The following is an 11,345-nucleotide window of genomic DNA, read 5'->3' as shown; positions in this document are numbered from 1 at the left end:
CTTGTTCAAGTAAATTTTAACTGGTAAATCAAACATAACCAATCACCTCCATAACCATCCTATTTGATAACACAATTAACATTCATCGCTGAAAATGATAATCGCCGCCCTGAACAGAAAACTTTTGATAGGTTTTACCCAACGCGTCGGGCACAAAAATATCTGCGGTTGTGTTTTGTGGGATGGTAACCGTCATATCAAGCTTGCCGCCTTCTATTTTCCACTTACTGCTAATGTGTCCGTACGGGCAATCATAATTACCCTCGGCCCAGGTTAGGCCTCCGCCTATTGCAGGCTTAATGATTATTTTTTTATAACCCGCCTCTCCTGCCTGTATGCCGGCTATGTTTTGATACATCCAATCGCCAATAGCGCCATAAGCGTAATGGTTGTAGGAGTTCATAGACGATTCCTCGAAGCTGCCATCGGTCCTGATGCCATCCCATCTTTCCCAAATGGTTGTGGCCCCAGCCTTTATGGGGTATAACCACGACGGATAGGTATCCTGTAACAACAACCTGTAAGCCACATCGGCATGACCAAACTTGCTGAGGGCATCGCAAAGGTATGGGGTACCTAAAAAGCCGGTTGTAAGGTGATAATCATACTGCTTTATATTTTTAACCAGCCGTTCGGCAGCTTGTTGCCTTAGGGCTACAGGTAGCATGTCAAACTCAAGCGCCAGCACGTAGGCTGTTTGTGTATCAGATGATATCAACCCATTTGGCGTAACGTATTCGTTTATAAAGGCATTTTTTATCCTTTGCAATAATTGCGTATAATACTGCTCGTCGGCCTTTTTGTTCAGAATTTTGGCGCTGTTAAGTAAAAGCTGTGTTGAGTGGGCATAGAAACACTGGGCTATTAAATATTTATTGGTTATGGCAGATGTACCGTCCCTGTCGTTGTTAACGCTGTAAAACAGCCAGTCGCCGAAATGATTTCCGGTAACCCAAAGGTCGTTTTTGGTTTGCTTTTCAATGTACTTAACCCAGGCTTTCATACTCGCGTTCTGATTTTCCAAAACCTGTTTATCACCATAAGCCGAGTACACCGTCCACGGTACAATGATTGATACATCGCCCCAGCCGGTACTGCCGCCAACTTCATTATTGCCGTTAGTAAAAACATCGGGGATGATGTAAGGGATACTTCCGCTGGGGTACTGGTCGGCTGCCACATCTTTAAGCCACTTGGTAAAAAAGTTGTGCACGTTCATGTTGTACGATGCCGTGCGCGAAAAAACCTGCGCGTCCCCCGTCCAGCCCAGCCGTTCATCGCGTTGCGGGCAATCAGTAGGCACATCTAAAAAATTCCCCCTTTGCCCCCATTGAATATTGTGCTGTAATTGGTTAAGCGATGGGTTTGAGCATGCAAAACTCCCCGTCACCTTCATGTCTGAATATAAGGCTATCCCGGTAAAATCGGCGGGGTTTAATTCGCCTTTAATGCCTGCCACCTTAATATACCTGAAACCCTGCCAGGTAAACTGCGGCTCGAAAGTTTGTTTGCTGTTATCCTTTAAAATGTAAATATTTTGCGCTTTGGCAGCGCGCAGGTTTTCGGTATAAAAATTGCCTGCCTTATCTAATACCTCGGCGTGCGATATCATAATGGAATCGCCGGCATGGCCCTGAACGGTAACTTTTACCCAACCTACCAGGTTTTGACCAAAATCGATCACTTTTTCGCCGCGGGGGGTGGTGATGATTTTAACAGGCTTAAATATTTCATGCTGCCTAACCGGTTCATTGATGGTGGCAACCAAGTTGTTTTTATCCAGGGTCTGTACATTTACACCCTGCCAATCCCGGTCGTTAAAACCGGCCTCCGACCAACCCTGCCGGGCAAGCCGGGTATCCAGGATACATCCATCGTAAATTTCGGCAAAGCGCAGGGCGCCGGTTGATGACTTCCAGCTTTCGTCGGATACAATCAGCTTTTCGGTGCCATCGGTGTAAACTATTTTAATTTGCAGCAAAAGCGCAAGGGTTTTCCCATAAAAATCCGGCCGTGGATTGTACGGACCCAGCGGGCTGCGGTACCAGCCACTGCCAAGCGACACTCCAATAGCATTATCACCCGATTTTAAAAGATCTTTAATATCATAAGCCTGGTATTGCAGCCTTTTGTTGTAGCTTGTCCACCCGGGTGTCAGGTAGGCATCACCCACCTTTTTGCCATTGATCTGAGCCTCATAAAACCCGTGGGATGTGATATAGGCGGTTGCCTTGCTAACCTGTTTGTTTAACAAAAACCCCGTCCTTAATAACGGGACAGGGCCATTCACTGCATCGGGAGTTGAAGGGCCTATCCATTTTGCCTGCCAGTCGGCCGGTGATAATAGCCCCATCGTCCACAAGGCAGGTTCGCTCCAGGCGGATTGTTTGCCGCTGATGTCCCAGGTCCTTACCTTCCATGAATAACTATGCCCCGATTGCAAAGTTTTGCCCCCGTATGGCACATACAACGTTTGGCTTGATAACACCTTACCGGTTGACCATAAACTAACGGGCTTGCCACCTTCCGCATCAATAGCATTTACCTGCACCTCGTAAGCAGCCTGGCTATTGGCCTTGTTGCCATTTGCGGCCAGCTGCCAGCTAAACCGGGGATTGCGGGCATCAATGCTGATGGGATTTTTCTGATCTTCGGTTAAAAGATTGGTGGCGGTTACCTGTGCTGTACCAATTTTGCATACTAATAAAAAACAGGCCGTGGCAAGGGTTATTCTCATATATAGGTTAATGTTTTTATTGTCTAAAGTCGACCATCAAAAACCGGGATAGCCCGGTTAGCGGCCATGCTGGCATAGTTTGTTTTCCAACTTCATCTTTATCCTTCAGAAGCAAATGGGTTATCACAGGCTTTATTGGTTCACTCGCCACAAAGGGCATAACCGGTTGTTAAAAGCCAAAACAATTCAATTACAATCACTCGAAACAATACGTATTCAACAATATTTTATCATTGGTTGCCAACCTGGCAATTCGATAGATTATAAATGGTTAATCAAAATTAAATTAAGCAGATATGATAACCGTCCCTTTCTGTCCTGCAAGACAGAGAGCTTTTGTATAGCTATTCGCTGTTCAATAATGATGCTCCTTTTGAGGCGGTACGACAGGGAGTAAATTTTAGAGCAATTCAAAAATCGGGTATCCCTTTTATTATTTTAAGTCGGATTGTATAGGTAACACAGATGCGGTTACTGATTAGTTTCTAAAGATATTCTTTGTTGACACGTCCGAGCTTGTTCTACACGAATCAGAGGCATAGCCTCGGCCAATCTTGTAGCCCCGGGTTTTAACCCGGGGACAGAAACGAAGAAAACGATTGAGAGTCGTAGGTTCGACCCATATGAGCAATGCGTATATATCGTTTGAGCAAAATTGAAATACGTGGATTTACCCCAAAATATGGGCCGTGCCGATGGCACTCTCGCTGTCCTTTGGCCAATCATCCACGGGTTGAAACCCGTGGCTACAATATGTGTCGGGCCTATGGCCCTTAGAAATAATTATGTAAAAGCTAATTGAAATCGAACAACCATACAAAACATCATAGAGCCCTTTTTATTGAAGAATAAAGTTGTTGCATAATTTAGCTTGGCGGCATTAAGCCAAAACTTATTAGCTGTGCAGGAAATCGCGTTTTAAATTTATAAGATTTAATTCGCGCAACGATGCAGAGACGCAAAGTGATTTGCGTATTTTTCTTTTGCGACTTTGCGCGAAAAATCTAATAACTTGATACCATTGATGCCTATATAGCACAATATAGTTGATCATGAATTCTTAAACGCAATTTGCCCTTTTTATTGGTGAATAAGGTCGTTGTCTATTTTTATTTGACTTACCCTTATTCAAGTTTTACCGGCCAGGCTGATATTGAGGTTGTGTCGCCCATTTAGCGTCCGGGTTATCCTGCATAAAAAATTCCAGGCTGCCGCCGTTCATGATCTCTTTATAGCTGATATAATTACTCAGGCTTAGTTTCCCGTTCCGCTTAACCTGGTAAATGTATGCTGAATTTTTACTTTTCTTGTGGCAGGTTATGGTTGTGCTTTTCCCGTTGGGCAGCTTCAATATCACCTTATCAAAAATGGGCGAACATAATGCAAATTGGCCCGATACCGGGTTTACGGGGTAAAAACCCATGGATGCAAACATGTACCAGGCCGACATTTGCCCGGCATCGTCATTGCCACCAAGGCCGCCCGGACCATCACTATATTCTGTTGCAAGTATTTCGCGAACCTGCTGCTGGGTTTTCCAGGGCGCTGCAGTGTAATTGTACATAAACGGAATCTGGTGCCCCGGCTCATTGCCGTGCCAGTATTCTTTTTTCAAAAACAAGCTATCCAAAGCCGATTCCAGTTTGGCAGGGCCGCCCATTAGTTTTGCAAGACCCGGAATATCCTGGGGTGCGTAAAATGTGTATTGGCGGGGCGTGCCCTCGGTAATATAGCTTTCTTTTTTGTCGGGGTTGTAATCCGTTATCCAATTGCCATTGGCGTAGCGGCCCCGTACCATGCCTGTTGCCGGGTCAAATACATTTTTATAGTAGCCGGCCCGCCTCATCAATGATTTATAATCTGCTGTTTTACCTAATTTCCGAGCGAATTGCGATAAGGCATAATCATCATAAGCATACTCCATCGTACGGCTAACCTGCTCTTTTTTATGGAAGGCATCGGGTACGCTATCTTCCAGCGGTATGTAGTGATATTTTAAATAGCTGTCCAGGGCACGGCGGCCTTTGCCTTCTACATAATCGGCTTTATTGGCCGGTATGTCAAATGCGTTGTGCCGCAATAAACCATATGCTTCGTTTATATCATAATCGCGGATGCCCTTAAGATACGCGGAGCTGATAACCGAGGCTGTATGGTCGCCTATCATTTCTGATGTATAATTGTTCCAGCAGGGGAATATAGGCATCCACCCCCCTTGCCTGCCTTTAATAATCAGCGAGCGTACCAGGTCATTTACAAAAGCAGGTTTCAGTATTTCATGCAAGGGAATTTCGGCACGGTAAATATCCCACATCGAAAAATCATCGTAATAGTTGCCCTTTGCCAGCTTTGCATTTTTATAACCGGTTGCAAACATCGGGTACTTGCCATCCACATCGCTAAACAGGCGGGGTTGCTGCATGGTATGGTAATAGGCCGTGTAAAAAATATTTTTATCCTTCAGGTTATCGGTAGCTACACTAATTTGACTTAAGGTTTTTTGCCAAACCTCCTTACAGGTTACAACTGCTTTGTCAAAATCAAACCCGGGCATTTCTGCCTGTAAATTCCTACGGGCGCCATCCAGGCTGGTAAATGATGTTCCTATACGGATCACCAGCTTGTCGCCTTTGTTCATTTTAAAACCAGCAAATGCGCCTAAACCTGGCATGTCTTTCAGGCTTGTGGCCGATAAAATCTTCTCCCCGGTAAAAGTCCCCGCGCGATCGGCCTGTTTTTCAAACCGGATTACAAAAAAGCCATTAAAACCCGCGCTTTTGCCCCATCCCTGGTAAATGCGATGCGCCGGGTTGTAGCCGTATATTTCTCCGCGTTGGGCATCCACCTGTACATAGCCTTCGTGCCTGTCGCTGTTGGGCGTAATCAGTAAATAAAGGCTATCTGCCTTACCCATGGTAAACTGCATCATACCGCAACGCGGGGTAGCAGTTACGGCGGCATGCAAGCTATATTGGGCCAATTTAACCTGGTATAAATACGGGGTTAACAGTTCATCGGCATGTTTAAAAGGCGTTTCGTACCCTTTGGTTTTCAACGTACCGGTAAGAGGCATAATGGTAAAGCTGCCGTAATCCTGCGTACATGAACCACTTAACCAATGCGAGCCGCGCAGCCCGTAAAACAGGCTGTCTTTATATAAATACGGTGGTACACACTTATTTTCAGTTGCCTGGGTTTCCGGTGTCCACTGCGTCATGGCGAATGGTGTGGTTACAGCAGGGATAGTATTAGCCTGCGATGCGGCATAGCCCGAACCGTGCTTTATTGCAGATGCCGTTGTGGCAACAGCGGTACCGGCCAGTGGCTGTACATATTTAACAACGTCCTGCGCAAATGCAGCCGCTGAGCCAGCCAATAGCAATAAAGTAAAATATAAACGCTGCACTTTAAATAGTATCATATAGCCCCCTCTAAATCTCCCCCGGCAGGGGAGACTTTTTTGAAATGAATTGTTATATTTTTAAAAATATTTTATTGCGATATAAAAAGTATAGTAGTGCAAGCTGTACAATCACTATGCTTATAGCTTGCCATACCGCTTGCCACAGTGGCGATACGTACTGGATCAGTCCGCCAAAAAAGTAATGGGCGGTATGCTGAAAATCGATCATGCCTTCGGATGCCAGGTAAATAAAGATTGAATTTACCCCGATAAGCACAAAAGGAAAAGCCCATTTGCGATAGCCCGCCACATCGATAATCAGATAAAATACCGACAGGAAAACCAGGCTCCATCCACCCACAAACAAAACAAATGAGCTTGTCCAGAGGCGTTTATTGATAGGGAAGGTTAAATTCCATACGGAGCCGATGGCAATTAGTATCAGTCCGGCCACAAACAAAGCCACGCCCTTTTTCCACATGGGCCATTTTACCGACTGGTATTTTAAAAACTGACCGGTAAAGATGCCCAGCATGGCTGTGCCAATTGCCGGGATGGTTGATAACACCCCTTCGGGATCATGTACTTTATCATGTAACCGGCCGGGAAGTAGTAAACGATCGACATATGATTCCAGGCTGCCATTCATGGTTAAAACCCCTGTGCCATAACCCGGCACCGGAATAAGCATCATAGCAGCCCAATAGCCTAACAGTAACACCGCAAACCAAACAAGTTGCTGCCGGGTATTAAAATTCAAATAAATGAGGCCTGCAAAAAACCAGGCCAGGCCAATGCGCCCCAACACGCTTGCAAAGCGCGTTTGCTCGTAACCGTTCCACTTAAAAAGGCCGTTAACAATCACCCCTAAAAAAAGCAGTATCACGGTACGGCGGAGCATGGATAAATAGATGCTCCGTTTATCGGCTTTAGGCAAAAACTGCGCATCACTCACACCGGCCTTCATCATTTTATTGTGCATAGAGTACGGCATAGACACACCGGCTATAAACAAAAACAGCGGAAAGATCATATCATAAAATGTAATCCCATTCCAATCGGTATGGTGTAACTGGCCCGACATCCACAGTAAAACCGGCCAGTTGGTTGCTTTCGCCAGGGCGTGTATCACCCCTTCGCCACTCATTATCCAAAACATATCAAAGCCACGCAGCGCATCTAACGATAGTAAGCGGGGTAACTTTACTGGCGTATTTTTATCGTTGCCGGTATTTATTAAAGGATCAGATACAATTGGTGCATTGGCCATATGCCTTAAATATTAATGTTATTTTAAGTCTGCCCCTATTTTGGTGCGGTACTTTTTATATAATTGCTGGGCCAGCAATATGCTGCTGCCCTTTGTGGTTACCGGGTAGGGCTTTTGCATATTTACCCAGTTCCACTCCCAGGCGCTTATAGTTTTATCAAATGTTGCCGCATCCATCGGCTTTCCGGCTTTCAACGCGGCTTTGGCCTCTGTAAAAAACTTTTGCCAGCGTACTTTATAAAAATCATTGAGCAAGCCGCTCCATTGGCGGCAGGAGTATTCATGAAGCGGGCTTTTTTCGTCGCCCCAAAGGGTAACCAGGTTGCGGGCATTCCGTTCATAAATTGCCTTTTCGGCCAGGGTAGTTCCGCACTTACGGGCATCGGCAAGCCATGGGCCTAATAAAAAATCTTTACGTGTTGCCAAAAGCGCATCCATATCGGTTATTAACTGAAGATACTGACTGCTGTATTTATCAAAGTCGGTTATGTTTTTATCCTCGTAAGCCCTTGCCCATTTTTGCTGCAATGGCCGGGCATAGTTTGCCAACACCTGTCTCGATAAATCAACCAGGTCGTACTGAAAACCATCGCTCTTCCTGTTTGCAGGTATTGCTTTCATCAGTTCGTCCCAGGCGGGTAGTAAGTCTTTACGCTGATAATTTAGCTTAGTCCTCGTCCACACTGCTGCCGAATCAAACGTTGGCCTACCTGTTATGATCGACTCCGAGGCATCGCGGATATCTTTACCGTTATAAGCGGTTTCTTTTAATACCTGCCATGCTTTGATTGTATGTTCGTTTACACTTCCGTAGCGGTTTAAAATGTATGACCGAAGCCAGTTATCCAGGTTAATGGGTTCGCTTTGCCAGGTGTTGCTGGTCATTAGTTCATACAACACGGGGTTTTGTTCAATGCCTTCCATGGTAAGGCCAATGCCTGCCAGCTTGCCCGATGCGGTATCTTTAAGGGCCAGCGCGGGACCGTTTGCCACACCTTCTATCCTGCCGAACATCCCGATATTGCCGCCAAAATTATGCAGCATGTTCCAGATCCAGGGCTTGCCGTAATAGGCTTCGGTACGCTTCCAAACGGGTTCAATCTCGGTTGCCAAATCAAGCATAATCATGTGATCGTTGGGCACGGCTTGAAGCAAAGCTTTTATCTGCGGCGTTTTCCAGAATTTGCGGTCGCTGTAAAAAAGCCAGCCCTGCATTACCCATACGGCTTTCGGGTCGGCGCTGCTCATGGCCTGGTAAACCCTTGAACTTAGAGCCGATAAATAAGCAGGATCGTCCGTTGGCGGCTCATTTTCATTAAAGGTATCGGCCGAGTATAGATGATCGGTGCCGTATAAGCGGGTTTGGGTTTCTAAAAACTTACGGCCAATTAAGTCAAACATTGGGTCGTGGGTGTCCAATATATAGGTATCGCCAAAACCATTGTTCCAGTTAGTCTTTTTCAGTTTTGATTTGGGGAAGCGTGTCATAAACGCGGCGGGTACATGGCCGGTAAATGATTGTAAAACGGGCTTCATGCCAAGCGCTCTTTCGCGCTTTAATATTTTTTGCTGCAAATCGCGGTAGTTTGTCATCCAGCTTACCGGCAGCGGGCCGCCCCAGCCATCCAGGTTGCCCATCCAAAACCATGAAAAATAAGCCGGGCCGCAGAAAAATGACTTCAAATCATTATCTGTAAACCCCATATCCTTATAAACCTGGTACCAGGTATACTCCTGCCCGGTTAGTGCAAGCGGCATATCAATGCCATGCAAAGCCATCCAGTCAATTTCTTTCTCCCATCGTTTCCAATCCCACCAGCTCATACTATAGTTGTACGTGCAATAGTTTAAGTAGTACCGGTATTGGTAGGGTGTGTTTTTACGAATTTTAGTGGTTACCGCGGGTAATTTTGCGGGCAGGTTTAAATTGGTGCCATTCCAGGTTACCTGGCAGTGGCAGTATTCGGTTAAATAATAATATAATGCCGATGCTATCGCGACACCGTTATTACCCCTTAATACAATTTTGTTGTTAATGCTTTCTATTTCAAACGCATCTTTGCCATTTATCGCCGGGATTTCTTCTACCTTAAAATGTGCTGCTGCTTTGGGTATAACGCGGCCAATTAACGCATATGATGCATTCTTGTTAACCTGGGCATTTGCTACCCTTCCGGTAAAAATTAAAATAACAAGCAGGGCAAAAAAAAGCTTTGCAGGCAATTTGTTCAACAACATATTAAGTAATTATATTAAAAACAAAAGACGGTAAAAAACAAATACAGGCCGGTGTACGGCCTGTATTTATTACTAAACATACTGCTCAATAACCTGGGTTTTGAACCAGTTTTGGATTTAACTGCATTTCGGGTCTTGGTATCGGGAAAATACGTTTTGCGGGATTTGCATCGGTTTTGATACCCCATGATTTCTCGAACTGTCCAAAACGGATCATATCGTTCCGGCGCCACATTTCCATCGCCAGCTCACGGCCGCGCTCATCTAAAATATCCTGCAAGGTAACAGCCGCCATTGGCGAAGCCTTTGCACGTGCCCTAACCTGGTTAACCAATGATAAAGGCGAATCGCCGTTGGTTGCAGTTGCCCCTCTTAAAATGGCTTCGGCTTTCTCCAGCAACACGTCGGCATACCTAAACATAGGCACATCGTTACCTTGGTTACGATCTGTATTTAAGCTGTCCGGATAAAATTTGTTGTTCCTGTAGCCTTCTTCGTTAGCAAGTTCGTCGTTACCGATATCAAAAGTGGCAGGGTTTTTCCAAACAATATCGGGCGTAAACTCCAGTTGGTGTACAACCGTAGCGTTGGGGTTAGGACCGCTATAACTGGCGTCAAGCCCAATGTTGGTTGTCGTAATATTTATAGGCGTGCCATCATTGTTGTACTGCTTGCCAACCAGGTATTGTTTTTTACGGATGTCATTATCATCGTTAAACAAAGCATAGTACTCTTTGTATGTATATACCGGCCCATCGGGCGTGTACGGCATTTTATATTTATTTTTCAAATTAGGGTTAATTGTCCAGCGGGCATAATATTGGCCTTGCGCCTGCACGCCATCATAAGGCACTGCAAAAATAAAATCTTTGATTTGCGGACCGTTATTTGGTTTAAACATGCCCAAATAATCGGCATCTAAAGAATACTGGCCCAGTTTTATGACATTATCGCACATGGTAACCGCATCCTGGTACCTTGCTGTGCCAATGTAATATTGGGCATTAAGGTACATTTTTGCAAGTATGGCATAAGCTAAACCTTTGGTTGGTCTGCCGTAGGTTGTTACGCCGGATGTAGCGCTCAGATCCGGAATCTGCGCGAGTAATTCGCTTTCTATAAATGCAAACACAGCTGCCCTTGGCTGAGTTCCCAGGTTGGTGGTATCCCCAAACTTTTTGCTGATAGGCACATTTCCAAAAAGGTCCATCAAATAAAAGTAAGATAATGCCCGCATAGTTTTAATTTCGGCAACGGTTTGCTTTTTAGCATCACTTGCCGGTGTAGCGTCAAATAACGACAATACCTGGTTACATAAACTTATGGTTCCGTAACCCCACTGCCAGCATGTTTCTGTCATACCGTTATCAGGTGTTACCGTATGCAGGTTCACGGTCGAATAGGTACCTCCGTCAAGCCAGTTGCCTCCACGCGCTACCAGCACATTTTCATCGGTACTTAAATTTTGCAATAACCAGTACTGCCTGCCCGGCGCCCCGCGGAACGAGGTATAAATAGGCCCGGTGGCTGCTACATACTGCGCCGGGGTAGTTGGGAAAATAGATGGGGTAAGTGCTGATTTAGGCGTAATATCTAATTTTGTACAACCCGAAAGGTAAATAGCGCCCACAACCATGGCAATAAGGCCAGGTTTTATATATCTTTTTAAATTATTCATGTCAGTTAGGTTAATGGTT

General features: G+C 45.3%; 5 protein-coding genes. All 5 read right to left on the bottom strand.

Translation table 11 applies throughout. The features are described 5' to 3' along the window. Positions 1-82: 82 nt before the first annotated feature. Positions 83-2,737, bottom strand: coding sequence for a family 78 glycoside hydrolase catalytic domain (locus tag ACFGVS_RS23610; protein WP_439695823.1), 2,655 nt, complete (start codon positions 2,735-2,737; stop codon positions 83-85). A 1,135-nt stretch (positions 2,738-3,872) separates the two neighbouring features. Continuing rightward, on the bottom strand, positions 3,873-6,158 hold the full coding sequence (locus ACFGVS_RS23605) for a GH92 family glycosyl hydrolase (RefSeq protein WP_439695822.1): 2,286 nt from the start codon (positions 6,156-6,158) through the stop codon (positions 3,873-3,875). Positions 6,159-6,210: 52 nt separating this feature from the next. Further along, positions 6,211-7,410, bottom strand: coding sequence for an acyltransferase family protein (locus ACFGVS_RS23600; RefSeq protein WP_439695821.1), 1,200 nt, complete (start codon positions 7,408-7,410; stop codon positions 6,211-6,213). A gap of 18 nt (positions 7,411-7,428) precedes the next feature. Beyond that, the gene (locus ACFGVS_RS23595; protein WP_439695820.1) at positions 7,429-9,648 is read right to left on the bottom strand and encodes an alpha-N-acetylglucosaminidase; all 2,220 of its coding nucleotides are present in this window, start codon (positions 9,646-9,648) and stop codon (positions 7,429-7,431) included. An 85-nt stretch (positions 9,649-9,733) separates the two neighbouring features. Continuing rightward, positions 9,734-11,326 (bottom strand): RagB/SusD family nutrient uptake outer membrane protein, encoded by a 1,593-nt coding sequence (locus ACFGVS_RS23590; RefSeq protein ID WP_090641971.1) that lies wholly within the window; start codon positions 11,324-11,326, stop codon positions 9,734-9,736. Positions 11,327-11,345: the final 19 nt, after the last annotated feature.

It is taken from the genome of Mucilaginibacter sediminis (genome assembly GCF_051903035.1).
Taxonomy (GTDB): domain Bacteria; phylum Bacteroidota; class Bacteroidia; order Sphingobacteriales; family Sphingobacteriaceae; genus Mucilaginibacter.
This window is presented reverse-complemented; position numbering and strand designations above follow the sequence as displayed.